The sequence below is a fragment of the Paraglaciecola sp. genome (assembly GCF_039942875.1).
Lineage (GTDB): Bacteria > Pseudomonadota > Gammaproteobacteria > Enterobacterales > Alteromonadaceae > Paraglaciecola.
Window position 1 is genome coordinate 39,579 of record NZ_JBDVBQ010000037.1, and the last position, 18,171, is coordinate 57,749.

At 40.6% G+C, this 18,171-nt stretch carries 16 protein-coding genes; 11 read left to right on the top strand and 5 right to left on the bottom strand.

Features of this window, described 5'->3' with window-relative positions; genetic code table 11:
* Nucleotides 1–16: 16 nt before the first annotated feature.
* Entirely contained in the window at nt 17–1,153 is a 1,137-nt protein-coding gene (gene queG / locus ABJE44_RS12135; protein ID WP_348110337.1) for a tRNA epoxyqueuosine(34) reductase QueG, read from the bottom strand.
* On the opposite strand from queG, the gene ABJE44_RS12140 reads away from it, so the two are divergent.
* The 10 genes from ABJE44_RS12140 to ABJE44_RS12185 all read left to right on the top strand — a co-directional run bounded on the left by ABJE44_RS12140 (nt 1,147) and on the right by ABJE44_RS12185 (nt 11,649).
* Nucleotides 1,147–2,718, top strand: coding sequence for an NAD(P)H-hydrate dehydratase (locus tag ABJE44_RS12140; protein ID WP_348110338.1), 1,572 nt, complete (start codon nt 1,147–1,149; stop codon nt 2,716–2,718). The genes queG and ABJE44_RS12140 overlap by 7 nt on opposite strands.
* On the top strand, nt 2,715–3,206 hold the full coding sequence (gene tsaE / locus ABJE44_RS12145) for a tRNA (adenosine(37)-N6)-threonylcarbamoyltransferase complex ATPase subunit type 1 TsaE (protein WP_348110339.1): 492 nt from the start codon (nt 2,715–2,717) through the stop codon (nt 3,204–3,206). The genes ABJE44_RS12140 and tsaE overlap by 4 nt, the downstream gene beginning before the upstream one ends.
* 9 nt (nt 3,207–3,215) lie before the next feature.
* Nucleotides 3,216–4,550 (top strand): N-acetylmuramoyl-L-alanine amidase, encoded by a 1,335-nt coding sequence (locus tag ABJE44_RS12150; RefSeq protein ID WP_348110340.1) that lies wholly within the window; start codon nt 3,216–3,218, stop codon nt 4,548–4,550.
* Nucleotides 4,551–4,577: 27 nt separating this feature from the next.
* The gene (gene mutL / locus ABJE44_RS12155) at nt 4,578–6,410 is read left to right on the top strand and encodes a DNA mismatch repair endonuclease MutL (RefSeq protein ID WP_348110341.1); all 1,833 of its coding nucleotides are present in this window, start codon (nt 4,578–4,580) and stop codon (nt 6,408–6,410) included.
* Nucleotides 6,389–7,351, top strand: a complete 963-nt coding sequence (gene miaA / locus ABJE44_RS12160) for a tRNA (adenosine(37)-N6)-dimethylallyltransferase MiaA (protein ID WP_348110342.1) — start codon at nt 6,389–6,391, stop codon at nt 7,349–7,351. Before mutL ends, miaA begins: the two co-directional genes overlap by 22 nt.
* A 77-nt stretch (nt 7,352–7,428) precedes the next feature.
* Nucleotides 7,429–7,674, top strand: coding sequence for an RNA chaperone Hfq (gene hfq, locus ABJE44_RS12165; protein ID WP_133467897.1), 246 nt, complete (start codon nt 7,429–7,431; stop codon nt 7,672–7,674).
* Nucleotides 7,675–7,691: 17 nt separating this feature from the next.
* Complete coding sequence (gene hflX / locus ABJE44_RS12170) at nt 7,692–8,981, top strand: ribosome rescue GTPase HflX (RefSeq protein ID WP_348110343.1); 1,290 nt, start codon at nt 7,692–7,694, stop codon at nt 8,979–8,981.
* Between the two features lie 84 nt (nt 8,982–9,065).
* Nucleotides 9,066–10,223, top strand: coding sequence for an FtsH protease activity modulator HflK (gene hflK / locus ABJE44_RS12175; protein WP_348110344.1), 1,158 nt, complete (start codon nt 9,066–9,068; stop codon nt 10,221–10,223).
* Between the two features lie 3 nt (nt 10,224–10,226).
* The gene (gene hflC / locus ABJE44_RS12180) at nt 10,227–11,108 is read left to right on the top strand and encodes a protease modulator HflC (RefSeq protein WP_133467891.1); all 882 of its coding nucleotides are present in this window, start codon (nt 10,227–10,229) and stop codon (nt 11,106–11,108) included.
* 154 nt (nt 11,109–11,262) lie between these two features.
* Complete coding sequence (locus ABJE44_RS12185; protein ID WP_348110345.1) at nt 11,263–11,649, top strand: DUF1304 domain-containing protein; 387 nt, start codon at nt 11,263–11,265, stop codon at nt 11,647–11,649.
* Between the two features lie 12 nt (nt 11,650–11,661).
* Here ABJE44_RS12185 and ABJE44_RS12190 read toward each other — a convergent pair whose 3' ends face one another.
* The 4 genes from ABJE44_RS12190 to ABJE44_RS12205 are packed head-to-tail and all read right to left on the bottom strand — an operon-like array spanning nt 11,662 to nt 16,680.
* Nucleotides 11,662–13,809, bottom strand: a complete 2,148-nt coding sequence (locus ABJE44_RS12190; RefSeq protein WP_348110346.1) for an EAL domain-containing protein — start codon at nt 13,807–13,809, stop codon at nt 11,662–11,664.
* An 8-nt stretch (nt 13,810–13,817) separates the two neighbouring features.
* Nucleotides 13,818–14,309 (bottom strand): Rab family GTPase, encoded by a 492-nt coding sequence (locus tag ABJE44_RS12195; RefSeq protein ID WP_348110347.1) that lies wholly within the window; start codon nt 14,307–14,309, stop codon nt 13,818–13,820.
* A gap of 41 nt (nt 14,310–14,350) precedes the next feature.
* Nucleotides 14,351–16,141, bottom strand: coding sequence for an OmpA family protein (locus ABJE44_RS12200; RefSeq protein WP_348110348.1), 1,791 nt, complete (start codon nt 16,139–16,141; stop codon nt 14,351–14,353).
* A gap of 8 nt (nt 16,142–16,149) precedes the next feature.
* Nucleotides 16,150–16,680 (bottom strand): hypothetical protein, encoded by a 531-nt coding sequence (locus ABJE44_RS12205; RefSeq protein WP_348110349.1) that lies wholly within the window; start codon nt 16,678–16,680, stop codon nt 16,150–16,152.
* Nucleotides 16,681–16,928: 248 nt separating this feature from the next.
* Between ABJE44_RS12205 and hemH the strand changes: the two genes are divergently transcribed.
* Nucleotides 16,929–18,008 (top strand): ferrochelatase, encoded by a 1,080-nt coding sequence (gene hemH, locus ABJE44_RS12210; protein WP_348110350.1) that lies wholly within the window; start codon nt 16,929–16,931, stop codon nt 18,006–18,008.
* Nucleotides 18,009–18,171: the final 163 nt, after the last annotated feature.

The window sequence follows — 18,171 nt, forward strand, 5'->3', positions numbered from 1 at the left end:
ACCAATCAAGGTGCTGTTAGGCGTCTCTGGGCAGGCCTTTCTCGACACTGCGAACGAGCCTTTGTGTGAGCCTGCTAGTTGTTTGGGGTTGGACTGCTGTTTGTTGTTGTAATGCCCATTGAATATGTTCTGCTACCAGAGGTGAGGCGTGCACTAAAGCCTTATTTAAACTATCAATAATGGCTGCAGAATAGGGCGCGTTACCTAATCCCACTGCAATATTACGTTGCCAACGCTCAAAACCTATTCGGCGTATTGCCGAGCCTTCTGTGTTTTTGAGAAATGTCACTTCATCCCATGTGAAAAGTGCCAGTAAGTCTTTACCTTGTAAGGTCGCTCTGGGGTGAAAGTCATGCTCGTCGGTGATGTTAGCGTAGCGGTTCCAAGGGCAGATGAGCTGGCAGTCGTCGCATCCATATACTCTATTACCTATGAGTGGGCGGTATTCTTCTGGAATGGCGCCCTTTTGTTCTATGGTAAGGTATGAAATACAGCGTTTTGCGTCCACAACATAAGGTTCTACTATCGCTTGGGTAGGGCAAATTGTGATACAGGCCGTGCAGTCTCCACAGTTTTCTTGAATAGCGTGATCTATGGGTAATGGGATATCGACAAATAGTTCTCCTAAGAAGAACCAAGAGCCTGCTTCTTTATTAATGGTAAGAGAGTGTTTGCCTGTCCAACCTATCCCTGCTTTTTCTGCGATGGCATGTTCAAGTACAGGAGCGGAATCAACAAATGGTCGAAAATTTAAGTCAGCACACTCTGTACGTATCTTTTCTCCTAACTTTTTTAAGCGAGCCCGTAAGAGTTTGTGGTAATCACGTCCAAGGGCGTAGCGGCTAATATAAGCTTGCTCTTTGTTTTTTAAATTGTGAGCAAATTTAGCATCTGGCGGCAGGTAATCCATACGCACGCTTATGACTCTAATCGTCCCAGGTAATAGTTCGGCTGGTCGGGCTCGTTTCATGCCATGGTCAGACATATAAGCCATCTCCCCAGCAAAGCCTTTATCTAGCCATTGCTGTAGCCGACCTTCGTGTTCAGATAAGTCCACATCGCATATACCAATTTGTTGAAATCCTAGCTCTTTGCCCCAAGCCTTGATACTTTCAGCCAATGTTGACAATTCTGAAGCGCTAAGTGATGACATTACCTAACCTGTTAACCAATAAATCGGCAGCGAGTTTAGCACATAACATTGTATGTGCTGAACAAGTTAGGCGCTTTGAATCAGAGGCGGCCATGGTTGTCGGTTGCAGCTTATATCAACTTATGGAGCGAGCAGGCGAGGCCGCCTTCGATGTCCTGGAGAGCCACTGGCCTAATACAAAAAATATATTAGTGATTGCCGGTAATGGCAATAATGCCGGTGATGGCAATAATGCCGGTGATGGCTATGTAATAGCAAGCCTTGCCCTGAGCAAAGGAGCTCAGGTTATTGTGGCTTGTGAAGACCCCATTCGAGTCTTAGGAGGAGATGCTCAACGGGCTCAAAGTGAATGGTTAGCAGCTGGTGGAGAGCTTGTTAGTTTTGCTGATATGGAGTTTGAGGGGGTTGATTTAGTGGTTGATGCATTACTAGGTACTGGTGTTGCAGGGCCTGTTAAAGAAAGCTTTCAAAATATTATATTAGCCATCAATGATAAGAATCTTCCTGTATTAAGTCTCGATTTACCTTCAGGCATGAATGCTGACACGGGTACCCCTTTGCCTGTGTGTATTAACGCTGACATAACAATAACTTTTGTGGCGATAAAGGCTGGCTTGGTGACGGGAAAGGCAAAAAGCCTATGTGGAATACTCAAATTTAATGATTTAGGCATAGGTCCTTCTTTTTTCGAGTTGGCGACTCTTCAAGGTAAAACAGTTAATTGGAACCGCTTGCAACCTCTGACTCCTCGGCTTCCCCATGCTAATAAAGGCCACTTTGGTAAGTTATTATGTATTGGCGGTAACGTGGGTATGCCAGGAGCAATACGATTATCTGCCGAAGCTGCGTTACGCACTGGTACTGGGCTTGTAAAAGTATTTTGTCATGAATCAAGTGCAGCGCTTGTTGGTGCTACAAGGTCAGAGTTGATGGTGACGAGCTCTGATTTACAAGAAGCGTTAGACTGGTGTACCAGTATTGTTATTGGCCCCGGGTTAGGCCGGGATACATGGGCTACCAAACAATTTCAAACCGTTATAGCGCATCTAGAACAGCAGCATAAGCCTTTAGTTATTGATGCTGATGGTTTAAATCTGTTGGCTTTCAGTGATGAATATACTAAAAATGTGGTTCGTGAGCTGCCACACTGTATTTTAACCCCGCACCCTGGTGAAGCTTGTCGCCTATTGAACCAGAGTATTAAGGACGTTGAAGCTGACCGTTACACTAGCTGCCAAACGTTAGCGCTTTCTTTTAAAGCAACAAGCTTACTAAAAGGGGCGGGAACTGTTATTTGTACTAATAGTCATAAAGTAGACGATAGACAGTTGTTTTGGGTGTGTGATGGTGGAAATCCGGGTATGGCTACTGCCGGAATGGGTGACCTGTTAACGGGGATTATTGGGTCGTTTTCCGCTCAAGGCATTCCGCCGCAACAAGCGACAATTTATGGTGTTTGTGCTCATGCTGAGGCTGCAGATAAGGTTGCCAGAGAATATGGAGAACGTGGTATGATTGCTTCAGATCTATTACCTGCTTTAAGGGCTACAATTAACAGCTTATGACCGACACTGAAAACCTAATAACCGAAAACTGTGAAATACTTACCCGCGAACTTATCAATGAAGAGGGGACCGTTACCTTTGCTGGTGAATTGGCTAGAAATTGTGACACAGGTTTAACTATTTACCTTGAGGGTGATTTAGGGGCAGGCAAAACGACTTTTAGCCGTGGGTTTATTCAAGCTTTAGGTCATAAAGGTAAGGTTAAAAGTCCTACATACACCCTAGTTGAACCATATGAACTAGATGATTGGCGAGTGTTTCATTTTGATTTATACCGCTTGAGCGATCCAGAAGAACTAGAATTCATGGGAATTCGAGATTATTTTTCGCCAGATTGTATTTGTTTGGTTGAATGGCCAGACAAAGGCGAAGGTCTATTGGCAGCAGCAGATTTACACATTAGAATTGAATACACATCAAAGGGGCGTAAATTGATTGCAAAAGCTAAATCGAACTCCGGGGCGCAGTTACTTAACCGTTTACATTAGAAATTTAAAATGCAGAAGTTCGGGATAAACACAGTCAAGTTAGTATTAATCAGTATATTGCTGATGGGGTTTGGCCCTGTAAGTTTTGCTAAAAATGCCATTGAAGGGTTAAGAATTTGGCCATCTCCTAACACTACTCGTTTAGTCTTCGATTTATCTGATACTCCAAAATATACCTATTTTACACTGCAGAAGCCCTATCGTTTGGTGATAGATATTGAGAATACTCCTAAAACTTTTGATTTTTCGAAAGTGGCTAACGAAAGCAAGTTAGTTAAAAAGGTACGCTACAGCAAAGCTAAAAATAGTGGCTCTGTTAGAGTTGTCATTGAGCTAAGTAAAAACGTAGAGAAAAATATTTTTGCTTTACCGCCAACCTCTCCTTATGGAGATAGGTTAGTGATTGATTTAAACGACCCTACTGCTTCTGTCCCTAAAGTTGTACTAGATGCTCAATCTCGTACAGATAGAGACATTATTATTGTTATTGATGCCGGTCATGGAGGTGAAGATCCGGGGTCGATAGGTCGCGGTGGAAGTTATGAAAAAAACGTCACCCTTGGTATTGCGAAGCGCCTTGAATCCTTGATTAACAAAGAAAAAGGCTTAAAAGCCGTCATGACGCGAACCGGAGATTATTACATATCACCTAATAAACGTCCGCAACTAGCAAGAAAACACAAAGCAGATCTTCTGGTGTCAATTCACGCCGACGCGTTTACAACGCCACAGCCAAATGGTGCTTCTGTGTGGGTGTTGTCTATGAGAAGAGCCAATACCGAGCTTGGACGATGGATGGAAAGAACAGAGAGACATTCTGAGCTATTAGGCGGAGCGGCAGAGATTATTCAAGATACTGCGAACGAACGTTATTTAGCACAAGCGTTACTCGATATGTCTATGGATCACTCCTTAACGACCAGCTATGACTTAAGTCGTGATGTGATTAGCCATTTGGGTAAAGTGACACGGCTACATAAAAGCAAACCACAAGCAGCAAGTCTGGCCGTGTTAACCTCACCAGATATACCTTCGGTATTAGTCGAAACAGGGTTTATTTCGAATCCTAAAGAAGAAAAGAATCTTAATTGGTCTGCATATAGACAAAAGCTAGCTCAGTCTATTTTTGATGGTATCAAGCAGCATTTCAAAAGCTCACCTCCAGATAGTTCTTTATGGGCTAAGTGGAAAAGTGAAAACCGAACTCACAAGGTACGCAGTGGAGAATCATTGTCGTTATTAGCTCAGCGCTATAAAGTGCGAGTGAGTAGTCTCAAAAAAGCGAATAATTTAAATACTGACGTTGTGCGTATCGGTCAAGTGTTAACTATTCCTCGTACCTAATTCACGCATTCTAAACAAGGTATTGCTTTGCCCATTCAAATTCTTCCAGCAAGATTAGCGAACCAGATAGCCGCCGGTGAAGTTGTCGAGCGTCCTGCATCTGTAGTCAAAGAGCTGGTGGAAAACAGTCTAGACTCTGGCGCTTCTAACATTGATATTGAGATAGAGAAAGGGGGCCATAAACGGATCCTAATCCGTGATAATGGATCGGGTATTGCTCATGAAGAATTAGCACTGGCTTTAAGCCGTCATGCTACGAGTAAAATTAGCAAATTAGATGATCTAGAAGCTATATCGAGTTTAGGTTTTAGAGGGGAGGCACTGGCAAGTATCAGCTCTGTTTCTCGTTTAACTCTTAGCTCAAAACCAGATAATCAAAGCCAAGCATGGCAAGCCCACTGTGAAGGTCGAGATATGGAAGTGCAGCTTAACCCTGTCGCTCATCCAACTGGAAGCAGCGTTGAGGTTGTGGATTTATTTTTTAATACCCCTGCAAGGCGTAAATTTTTACGAACCGAAAAAACAGAATTCACTCACATTGATGAGTTAGTAAGGCGCATTGCTCTTAGCCGTTTTGATGTTGGTTTTACTTTAAAGCACAACGGTAAGTTATTGCGCAAGTATCCCGCTAAAAGTGCAAAAGCCAATGGGGTTAAACGGGTTGCAGCAATTTGTGGGCAAGCTTTTTCTGAGCACGGTATAGAATTAAATAGTGAGTATGAAGACTTTAGGTTAACTGGGTGGTTTACGCCTCCTGAGTACGCCAAACCTCAAGCTGATTTTCAATACTTCTATGTCAATGGACGTATGATGCGTGACAAGCTGATCAATCATGCTTTACGCCAAGCCTTTGAAGGCGTCGTTGCTGACAATTGCCAAAGTGCTTATGTGTTGTATTTAACCTTGCCTGCTGAGCAAGTCGATGTAAATGTTCACCCTGCTAAGCACGAAGTGCGATTTCATCAAGCGAGAATCGTTCATGATTTTATTTTTAGAGCATTAAATGATGCTTTAAATCAATATTTACAAGGTGCTAATCAAGTATCTGAGCCCCAGGTTTTAGCGCCTGCAGAGCCAAATCATGATTATATTGTACCTTTACAAACTGAAGTTGCGCCGGTTACCACTAGACCAGAGCATGTACCCCGTTCAGTGCCAAGTAGTCGTCATATCGGTAATAAAATTGTCACCCAAGGACAAGTGTATAATGCTGAGCTGATTAGCCAATCTGCGTCAAACTACCAGCAACTGATGACGCCAACTGCCAATGCCTGTAAGGGGGCAAATCAGCGTCCAGCTGTGGCTACAAAGTCTGTTTTAGAGCAGCCTGCGAGGCAAAGCTCTGACGTGGGGCAATGGTTGCGAGTAAGCGATAAACAAATATTGGTCACTCATGGCACGGCGTTTTATTTAGTCAATATCGCTCAGTTGTATCAATATGTTTTAGGCGCGAAATTTTCCGAACAAATGCCAGCAATGCAACCCTTACTTATGCCTGTGTCCATTCAAGCGACGCCGGAGTTATTAGAGCAGGCCAAAGCTTTATACCAGCCCTTGTTAGAAAACAGTGTAGAGATAGGTTGGACCCCTAATCGTATTTTGCTACGTAAAGTCCCCTCTGATTTTAGGCAGTTTCCTTGGGTAGATATATTAGAATCTACGTTGCAGTGTGAAGAAACGGACAGCGTTGCGGTTTGTAAGCATCTATCGGTATGTATCTCTGTGCGGAAAGAGTTTTCAAATCCACAATGTCATGAAATGTGGTTGTCACTCGTCTCAAATGAGCCAAACTTAGCGGATGTTTTAAATCAAATCGGCAAAGTGGTCCCTATGCAAGCATGGATGAAAAGTTTACTGTGACTCCTAATCAACAAAAGAACCTGCCGCCTGCGCTGTTTCTAATGGGCCCTACCGCCTCTGGTAAAACAGCTTTAGCAATTGAGCTATGTGATAAGGTAGGCTGTGAAATAATTAGTGTGGATTCAGCCTTGATTTATAAGGGAATGGATATAGGTACGGCAAAGCCGAGTGCAGAAGAGCAGTTGAAAGCACCGCATCGCCTTATTGATATTTTAGACCCTGCCCAAAGCTACTCAGTGGCCGAATTTAGAAAAGATGCTTTGGTTGCAATGGAGGATATTACCAACAGAGGGAATGTTCCTCTTTTAGTAGGCGGCACTATGATGTACTACAAAGCCCTTATTGATGGTTTATCGCCGTTACCAGAATCTGATAAAAATGTGCGGTTAAAGTTAGAAGCCCAGGCAAAAGAAAAAGGCTGGGAGGCATTACATAACAGGCTTAAAGAGGTCGATCCAGTCTCTGCGGCGAGAATTCACCCTAATGACCCTCAACGTTTAACAAGAGCATTAGAAGTTTATCTTCTAACTAATCGCACTATGACTGATTTGTTGGCAACAAAAACTTCCCCAATACCTTATGATGTTAAACAGTTTTGTATAGCACCAAATGATCGTAAAGTATTACATCAGCGTATAGCCTTGCGTTTTGATATGATGATGAAGGGAGGGTTTAGGGAAGAGGTAGAGAAATTAAGGGGTAGAGGAGATTTGCATCTAGATTTACCGTCCATTCGATGTGTTGGTTATCGGCAAATGTGGCAATATTTAGATGGCGATTTTACCGAAAAAGAGATGCAAGAAAAAGCAATTGCAGCTACTCGTCAGCTAGCAAAAAGGCAATTAACTTGGTTAAGAAGCTGGGAAAATATTCACCCGCTTGATACCTTTGGGAAAGACAATCTCGATAAAGTGATGACGCTCGGCGATATTCAGCTCTAGTGTGTCTATACAGGTATATGATTTACTGTATAATCTTTATTGGAGTTTTTTCTAAATAATAAAAAAAAGGAAATACAATGGCTAAAGGGCAATCGTTACAAGACCCGTTCTTAAATGCGCTGCGTAAAGAGCGTATTCCGGTTTCTATTTATCTAGTAAATGGGATTAAACTCCAAGGGCAGGTTGAGTCGTTTGATCAGTTCGTTATTTTATTAAAGAATACAGTGAGTCAAATGGTGTATAAACATGCCATATCTACTGTAGTTCCCTCTCGTGCGATCCCAATGCCTGCATCCGGGCAAGCGGAATCAGACGACAGTTAAAGTGTTAGGAGAACGGCTTGTTTGACCGTTATGAAACTGGTGAACAGGCAGTTTTAGTACATGTAGATTTTTCAGATGAAAATAGCAAAGAAGATTTATTAGAGCTTCAGCTCCTTGTATCTTCTGCAGGTGTAAATGCAATCGACGTGGTGACAGGCTCGCGCCAAGCTCCACAAGCTCGTTATTTTGTTGGCAGCGGTAAAGCCGAGGAAATAGCTAATGCCGTGCGTGAAAAGCAAGCAGATATTGTTATTTTTAATCATTCTTTGTCCCCTTCCCAAGAGCGTAACCTAGAACAGTTGTGCAAATGTAGAGTATTGGACCGTACCGGTTTGATATTAGATATATTTGCACAACGTGCTAGAACTCATGAGGGTAAATTGCAAGTTGAGCTTGCACAACTTCGGCATATCAGTACCAGATTAATTAGAGGCTGGACGCACCTTGAAAGACAAAAAGGTGGTATTGGTCTTCGTGGTCCAGGTGAAACTCAGCTTGAAACAGACAGGCGCTTGTTGAGGGCTAGAATAAAAGCCATTTTACGTCGACTGGAAAAGGTGCAAAAGCAGCGAGAACAAGGTAGGCGCTCTAGGGTCCGAGCAGAAATACCAACCGTGTCTCTAGTAGGGTACACCAACGCAGGAAAGTCGACCTTGTTTAATACGGTCACCGAAGCCTCTGTCTATGCAGCTGACCAGCTATTTGCAACACTAGATCCGACCCTTAGAAAAATTCAGTTACAAGATGTAGGATCTGCAATTCTTGCTGATACGGTTGGTTTTATACGACATCTCCCCCATGATCTAATTGCAGCTTTTAAAGCGACACTTCAAGAAACACAGCAGGCAGACCTTTTGTTGCACGTGGTTGATTATTCTGACGATCAGTTTCGTGAAAATATAGATGAAGTAAATGATGTGTTAGAGGAGATCGATGCCCACGAAATTCAACAACTTGTGGTGTGCAACAAAATAGATCGAATGGATGGTGTTAGCGCCAAGATAGACAGAGACGATACGGGTATGCCCATTCGTGTTTGGATATCAGCCCAGCAAGGCATTGGTATAGATTTGTTAAATGATGCGATAACAGAGTGTTTGTCGAAAAATATGGTGCAACATAGTTTGCGCATTCCTCCGTCTAAAAGTAATTTACGTGGGGTGTTTTTTGATATGAATTGTATTGCCTCACAAAGCTACGCTGAAAACGGAGACTGGCAAGTTGACGTTAGAATGGAAAAAAGTGATTGGCAAAGATTAATTAAGCGAGTGGATACAGATTTAGAATCGTATATAGTGCAGTATTAAAAACTAGATACAGATCAAAAAATTAAGAATTACGTATTGTAAATAGGTTTAACCTATTTTGAATTAACTAGCTGGAGAATAATAATGGCTTGGAATGAGCCCGGTGGTAACAATAATGATCCTTGGAAAAATAAGGGCGGCCGTGATCAAGGTCCACCTGATTTAGATGAGGTATTTAAAAATTTAATGGGTAAATTTAGTAAGTTTGGTGGCGGTGGCAAAGGTGGTTCCACTGGTGGCAAAGGCTTAGGCGGAATCGGTCTGGCAGTTATACTCGGTATTTTAGTCGTGGTTTACGTGTTTAGTGGATTTTATACGATTCGAGAAGCCGAGCGTGGCGTGGTCCTTCGTTTTGGTGAATTTAACAAGTTTGTTGAGCCGGGACTTCAATGGAAACCTACTTTTGTAGATAGGGTTATTCCAGTAGATGTGCAAACCGTGCGCTCTATGCCTTCATCAGGCTCTATGTTGACCGAAGACGAAAACGTAGTCCGTGTTGAAATGGAAGTACAATACAAAATTTTAGAACCTTATAAATATACCTTTGCTGTTACTAGCCCTGAAGAAAGTCTTAGTCAGGCATTCGATAGTGCAATACGGTATGTTGTCGGGCATTCTAAGATGGATAGTGTTTTGACTGCTGGTCGTGAAGGCGCAAGGCAAAGTGTGCGTGATGAGCTAATAGGTATTATTGAGTCATACGATATGGGCATTACTGTCGTTGACTTAAACTTTAAAGACGCTAGACCGCCTGAAGAAGTGAAAGAAGCGTTTGATGATGCAATTGCAGCTCAGGAAGATGAACAACGCTTTATAAACGAAGCAGAAGCCTATTCGCGTGAAATAGAGCCTCGAGCTCGTGGTCAAGTAAATCGCATGGCACAAGAAGCACAAGCATATAAAGAACGTGTCACCTTAGAAGCGCAAGGTGAAATAGCTCGCTTTGAAGAGTTACTTCCCCAATACAAAGCGGCACCTGAAGTTACCCGTAGCCGGATATATTTAGAGACATTAGAAGAAGTATACAGTAATACGAGTAAGATCTTGGTGGATACCGAAGGTACAGGCAATATGATGTATTTACCCTTAGATAAAATCCTAGAGCGTCAGTCTGGCCCAAGTATTCCAGCTAATATCCGCAGTACATTAGAAGGTTTACAAAATCAAGATGATAGTAGTCAGCCAGTATCAAGTAACACCAGAACCACTCGTGGTAATGGCCTACGTAGTGGGAGAAACTAAGCTATGAAGAATTTTATTGGAGTAATTGTTGTAGTCTTAGCTCTACTTGCGTCTGGTTCACTTTTTGTTGTAGATGAAGGCACTAAAGCGATTGTCATTCAGTTTGGGAAAGTACAACGAGATAATGACACTGGAGACACAGTTGTATTTGAGCCGGGGTTACATTTCAAACTACCATTCTTTGATAGAGTGGTTAAGTTAGATTCTCGCATACAAACATTAGACGAAGCGCCAGATCGTTTTGTAACGGCAGAGAAAAAAGACCTAATCGTTAATTTATACGTGAAGTGGAAAATTAAAGATTTTGCTACCTACTATTTAGCCACAGGTGGCATCAAAGGTAATGCCGAGGTGTTATTACAACAGAAAGTAAATAATGGTTTACGTTCAGAGTTTGGTACACGAACTATTCAACAAATTGTTTCGGGTGAGCGTTCAGAGTTGATGGACGAAGCAATGGAACAGGCTTCTTCTAGCTCTGATGAGCTAGGTATAGAGATTGTTGATGTTCGAGTTAAGCAAATTAACTTGCCTACTGAAGTACGTAACTTTATATTTCAACGTATGCGTACCGAGCGTGAAGCGGTTGCAAGAGAGCATAGATCTGAAGGTAAAGAGAAAGCTGAATTTATCAAAGCTGATATCGATGCAAAGGTAACGGTTATGTTAGCTGATGCGGAACGTAATTTACGTAAATTGAAAGGTGAGGGTGATGCCCAAGCCGCGCAAATTTATGCAGAGACCTATACTAAAGATCCTGAATTTTACAGCTTTTTACGTAGTATGGATGCATACAAGAAAAGCTTTAGCAGTAAACAAGATGTGTTAGTTGTTGAACCTGATAGTGACTTCTTCAGATATATGAAAGGTCAGATGGGTAAATAGTTAACCTTGATATTTAAAAAGCGCCGAAAGGCGCTTTTTTATTTCCTGTTAAACAGTATTTTTGAACTTGTATTGAGTGCTATTCTTGCAACTTCGCGTAAATTCCCACACTATAAATTCCACAATAAAAAGAAAATAATCATAGGTTAGTCGAATGAAGTTCTTAGCTGGTTTTATGACGTTGCTTGTTGCCGCTCTACATTTTGGTTTTTTAGTGTTAGAAATGTTTTTTTGGGATCATCCAATAGGTCACAAAATATTTTCAATGACCGAAGAAGTCGCTAAGTCCTCAGAAGTATTAGCAATGAACCAAGGTTTATATAATGGCTTATTAGGGCTGGGATTGCTGGTAGGATTAATAACGGGTAATCAAACTTTAAAAGTCTTTTTATTAACGTGTATTGTGATTGCTGGAATTTTCGGTGGACTTACGGCTAAAACAAGTATTTTATATATTCAAGCATTACCTGCATTTATCACCTTGTTACTCGTTATTAAAAGTAAAAGACGCAGAGCCGGTGAACAACGTTTGTTTTCCTAGGGTTTGTTTAAGCTAACTATTGCCTTTTAGTAGTTGGCAAAAATCAATAAAAGGTAGAGGGGGACTAAATAGGTAACCTTGTGCCACATTGCAATTGTTTGTGACTAAGAAATTACGCTGAACTTGAGTTTCTACGCCTTCTGCGATGACCCCTAGATCTAAGCTTTTTGCCATAGAGATAATGGCTAAAATTAAAGCAAAATCCCCTTCCTTGCTAGATTCAGTTAGCTCTTTAATAAAGGCACGGTCTATTTTAAGGTGGTCAATACGCAATTTTTGTAAATACGACAGAGAGCTATATCCAGTGCCAAAATCATCAATGGATACTTTCATGCCTAATTCATGTATCTGCTCGAGAAGCAGGTGCACTTTCTCATAATTGTCAATAAGTACCCCTTCGGTGAGTTCGAATTCAACTTTTTGCGCATTGATTTTATACTCATCTACGTTACTTCGAATAAACTCAAATAATTGGCGATCACCTATTTGGCGAGGAGATAAGTTTATTGCAATAGAAATTGATTCCCCTTGCTTGTTAAGTTGAGCTAGTAGCCTAAAAGCTTCGCTGATAACCCACTTACCAATTGGAATAATCAGCCCAGTTTGTTCGGCTAGAGGAATAAACTCCTCAGGTGAAACCAGTGCGTGTCCATTTTGGCGCCAGCGGATTAACGCTTCTGCTTTCACAATTTTATTAGTAGGTAGATCTAATATAGGTTGTAAAAAGATTTCAAATTCTTGGTTTTTAATCGCGTCTCGCAATGCATCTTCCATTTCTATGCGTTTACGTGAAGCTTCTATGAGTTGTTTTGAGTAGAACTGGATACTACTTTGACTTTTATGCTTTTTGGCAGAATATACCGCTAAATCTGCATATTTCATAAGTTCTTCGGCATTACTGGAGTCTAACGGAAAAACAGCTGCACCTACATTTAGTCCCACCTCACATTTTTGCCCTGGGGCTGGGTAGAATGGAATACGACATGCGTTAATTAATTCTTCAGCAAACTTCGAGCATTGTTCTTGATATTTAATAGATTGACTAGGGCTACTTTCTTTTAAATTCATTATTACCGCGAATTCTGTGCCCCCAATTCGAGCTAATAAATCATCTCCTTGAGTGATTGAGTTAAGCCTACTCGCTAGCTCCTTAATGACTTGATCACCAATTTGATGACCATATAACTCATTAATTCGTTTAAAGTTTTTTATATCACAATACAGTAAACAAAAAGGCAAACTATGATTGACTTTTTCTTCAAGTTTTCTCCAAAAAAACTGTCGATTTGGTAAGTCGGTAACCGCGTCAAAGTGAACTAATTTTTCATTGCGTTTTTGTAAAAACTTAATTTGCGTAATGTCACTTACGCTCAATAACCAATATTGTATTACCTGATTTGCGGACATTATTGGATGGATGGTCATCTTTAACCATTTTCCATGTCTAGGTGGATTTAACCAATAAAGCTCGCCACTCCAAGCGCTTCCAGTTGAAAAAATTCGCTCACATTCTGGGTATTGGGTTTTAAATAGCTCGATTACTAGCCTGTCTTCGGGGATATTTATTTTTATGTTTGAGTCGCTGAACAATGCTTTTAAAGCTGGGTTACTATTTACTATTTGTAAATCAGGAGTAAGTATAGCCACCCCTAAGTCTGTTTGCTCTAGGGCTTGAGAGATCTGTTGTTTTAAAAAGAATGTTTGAGTGGGCCCACTGAGTAGCTCATCCATTTTTGCATGTAAATATTCATGTTGTTCGGATATTTTGTCTGCCGAAAACATCAACTCTCGAGCTATTTGTAGCGTTTTTTGCTTTTCCTCGTAGCTAGCATCTATTTTATTTATTTGCAGAAATTGATTTTTATTTTTATAAAAAGCGGTGGCTTCTAGCCTAATTAACTGGCTGGGGAGCTGTTCTGACCAGATACCAGAATCAATTTTTCCGTCTTTTTCAGAATTCCATAAGTTATTTGCATCAATCAAAAAATCTAAAAGATAGGGGGATGAATCTTCACTAAAGGTAAATATCCCAACTGCTTCAGGTAATAATTCAGTTGCCCAATTATTGGACATATACAACACTTCAAATTCATTAGTGTTCATCCGTTGAATAATAATACAATCCAATAAGCCTAATGTTTTGAGAAGTGATGCATCCATGCTTAATTTTACTCTACTATTATTTGAGCTAGGTGGGTGAACATGTTTTCTACATTCTCCCCAGTTTTTGCACTGGTATAGAATGTCTTCTCGTACCCACTTTGGATTTCTTCAAGTTCTTTTTGACTCCAATGCCAAGCTTCTGGTAGGTCAGATTTATTAATGGCGAGTAACCCGGGAATATCTGTTACTTCTTTTATCATTTTTTGAATTTCAACGCCTTCAAGCAAAGACTGGGAGCGAGTTTGGTCGGATACTATAATGTAGGCGGAGGCGCCTCTAAGGTATTTAGGTTGAAAACCGCAATACCGATCAATACCTTCTATGTCCCAAATCATCAACTTGACTGGACCTGATTTAGTTTCTACTTGTTTTTTATCAATCTTAACGCCAATAGATGTCAGATATTTTTCAGAGAAAATACCTTCGACATACTGTTTTATTAGACTGGTTTTCCCTACTCCAGATGCACCAAGTAAGCATACTTTTTTTTGCATCATGGTGTTACTAGATCCTCTATACCGCGTGTGCTTCTCATTATCTACTCGAAGTTATTTATGATGGGTTTACCTGTATCAAAATATACCACATTTAATAAGACCATCCGGGCGTCTTTTTGTGTAGTGTTTAAATCTATTACACCTAATCCTATTGCATTTAAGCGCTTTTCGTCAATTCCTAGCTGTTGTAATTTAGACTTTACACTATCCGCCCGCACTTGACTCAGTACTTTATTATAGTCAGGGTCGCCAGACATATCGCTGGTGCCCATTATGATAAGGCTGATGGATAAGCGCAACCGCTCGGTTAAAGACTCAAGACCTTTGAATTGTTGTGCCACTGATATTAGCTCGTTTGCGGCATTGCTGGATAATTCACTTACTCCATTGTCAAAGGTAATATGTAGCCTATTTATTTCAGCAATCTTTATATCTAAAATTTCTTTTAGTAGTTGTGGATCGTCTACAGGGCCTGTAGCAGAATCTTCTATAGATAAGGTATCCATCCAATTGCTTTGAAGGTTAAGCCCAGTGATAGTGCTTAGCTCTGCTGTTAACCGAAGCTGTTCACTGATGCTTGTATGGCCAGTAAACTGTGGATGCCCCAAAGACCAATCAACTTGAATGTTAGGGAACTGTTTTAAAACGTCCATTACTTTATGTTTTATTAAGTGGGGGTCAAGGGATAAATAAGCTCGTTCTTTGAGCTGTATATTTTGTTGTTCAATACTCTGCTGCTGTAACCACTCGCTAATAGGTTGTGCAGCAGGGTCTCTTAGTACATTTAACTGAACCTTGTTTAAACCAAGCGTAGAGATATCGGTAATTAAAATACCTGGTTCGTCGTCTAGTGGCTCTACTTTTTCTAGTAACTTATGGACTTGCCATTGTTTGATTCCAAGGTAACCAAACCCAATAAAAAACATACTTACTACAATCCAAGCGAGCCAAGGCTTTTTCTTTTTATCTTGGTGTTCTGGTTTTAACTCTGAGATTAAACAGTTTCGTAATTGATTTTGTGTATGCTCAAAGGGCACAGTATCGCCATTAAAATTTGTTAACTCTTGATCATAAAGCCTGTGGATTTCTTCTAAGGTTTGTTGCAGTTGATTAGCCACTCCTTGGGGCATATTTCCTGTAATAGAGGCCACTACAACGGCTTTGGGCCCAGGTTTTATCAATAAAGAAAAGTCACTGGTACGTATGACATTTAAGTGCTGTTCACTGGAGCTCTGATTAGGCTTGAAAGAGTCTGAAACAAAATCATTTATAGCGGTTAACATTGAGGACATTAAGTCAGGATCTGTACCCGTGTCTAAACCATAAGATACAGAGTTTAGAAGTAACCCCGTTTCACTATGTATTAAAAATACCTGCTCTACTCTGAATGCAAAAGTTTGGCTAGCTGCATACTGGGAAAAGCTAACTCCCGCTTGCCAAGCTTTGAAGCGCCATTTGAGACCTTTGACCGTAAAACTGTTCTCTAATAAAGTATTGGTTTTTTCGAGAAACTCGGTGATGAATGCTGTGACGGATTTGCGAACTAAGCTACCTACTAAGGGGTATAAATAGCCTACAAATTGTTGGCTATGATTGGTAATTGATGTTTCAACAGACTTTTCTACAAGGGGGAGTAGTACCGTATTAACTGAGCCGTCTTGTTTTTCGCGGTCGTGTAATGCTTCAGATAAAACGTCACTCACCATCAATCTGGCATTTTCTTTTATTTTTTCAGTAACATACTGGCCATCTTCACCTAACACTATGTTACGCAATTCTTGCATTTTTTGATCGCTAGATTGCTTAGACGCCCCTTGGTTATTTTCTAGCATTACTTTGGCTACTCTTCGTCGCCAGTTTCAAGGTTAGAAGCAACAGTAGCGAGTAGTTTAGCTAAAGTTTTACGGTCTGTTTTAGTAGAGTTTAACTCTGAAGATACCTGTGTCAGTTTAGCTAACGCTTCTTCAAGTTGGTGGTTGAACTTAATCGTAAGTTCATTTACCTCAGTGTCGATTCGTTTATGTAATTCGTCAGTTTCTTGTTTGCTGCTAGTTTCAGCCATTTCTAACTCTGAGGAAATTTTGTCTGCATATGCATTAAGCTCTGCTGATTTCTGTTCCTGTCCTTGGTCAGCTAGGGCAAGTTTGTCTTCTAATTGATTAAAGCCATCTTGCATACTTGCATCTAAAGATTTTGCATTCTTCTCAATTAACAGCTCCATTTTTTTAAAGCTATCTAGTGTTTGTTGCTCTAAAGCAGAAATCCGTTGCTCAATCTCACTTTTTGCCGCGCCGAATACTATATTTCTAAGGCTATCTAATTCAGATACCGGATTTGATTGGTTATCTTCATTACTTTTTTTATTTGCCATACTGTAACCCCCTACTTTAATTCAAGTTCCTGAGTGCTGAACTCTCTAGCACTAAGGCTAATGATGCACAGGTTTCACCCAGAATAATACTGATTTTACTAGGTTTAGAGTAAAAAATAGCGCTGTCTAAACTAGATCATCGATTGATTTTTATCTGCATTGGTCCAAAATGTTACGTCAATCGTATTTATAGACATCATTTGTCGAGGTGAGACTGGTCTGTCTCATACTTCATCGAGAGTTTTTTCATGAAATATCAAGGTAATCCTGCATTTAATCATAGTCAATTAGATAGGGTGGGTGTGTTAGTTACTAATTTAGGTACCCCAGATGCCCCCAAAAAAGCAGAGCTTAGACGCTACCTCAAAGAGTTTTTATCTGACCCGCGAGTTGTAGAAGTGCCCAGACTTATTTGGTGGATGATATTGAACTTGGTCATCTTAAATATCAGACCAAGTCGTTCAGCTAAAGCCTATGCAGGAGTGTGGACTGAGCGAGGGTCGCCGCTAATGTTCCATACACAAGATCAAGCAAATGCTATTAGAGAAAAATTAGTCTCTGAATATGGCGAGCATGTTGTAGTGGAGTTTGCTATGCGTTACGGCTCACCATCAATTGACTCAGTGGTAGATAAAATGCTGCAACAAGGGGTCAGAAAGCTACTAGTTTTACCTTTGTATCCACAGTATTGTGCATCAACCACAGCTTCTACCTTTGATGCTATAGCGCAAAGTTTGATGAAAAAGCGTTGGATGCCAGAGTTAAGGTTTATGACTCATTACCATGACAACCCTGAATATATAGAAGCGGTATCCAATAAAATACGTGAACATTGGAAAGTTAACGGCAAGGCAGACAAACTGATTTTTAGTTATCACGGCATTCCTAAAAGGTATTTACTGAAGGGAGATCCTTATCATTGCGAGTGCCATAAAACCTCTCGCCTAATAGCAGAAAACTTAGGTTTAAGTAAGAATGAGCATTTTACTAGCTTTCAATCTCGTTTTGGCCGAGAGGAATGGTTAACGCCTTATACGGATGAGTCACTTAAAGCTTTTCCTCAACAAGGTGTTAAGTCAGTGCAACTTGTTTGCCCTGGTTTTTCAGCTGATTGTTTAGAGACTATTGAAGAAATTGGAGAAGAGAATAAAGAGTATTTCATAGAGGCTGGTGGTGAGAGGTACGAATACATAGCCGCATTAAATGCCGATACGCAACACATTGAAGCTTTGACAAATATGTTAGTTAAAAATCTTAATGGTTGGTTATCTACTCCAGAAGACACCCAAAAAAGAAGCGAGCTGTCAAAGGCCATGGGGGCAGAGTAACCTCTATTCTTTTAGCAGTTGTAACCCATTCGATCACCCGTACTAGGCTTGTGTTAATATAAGGTTAGCATTAGTTACCGCTATATAGTGGTTAGAACCAAAAATAATAATTATAAAAGTTGAGTTGGTTTTCAGGAACAGCACAATAGCACAACAGGAATCA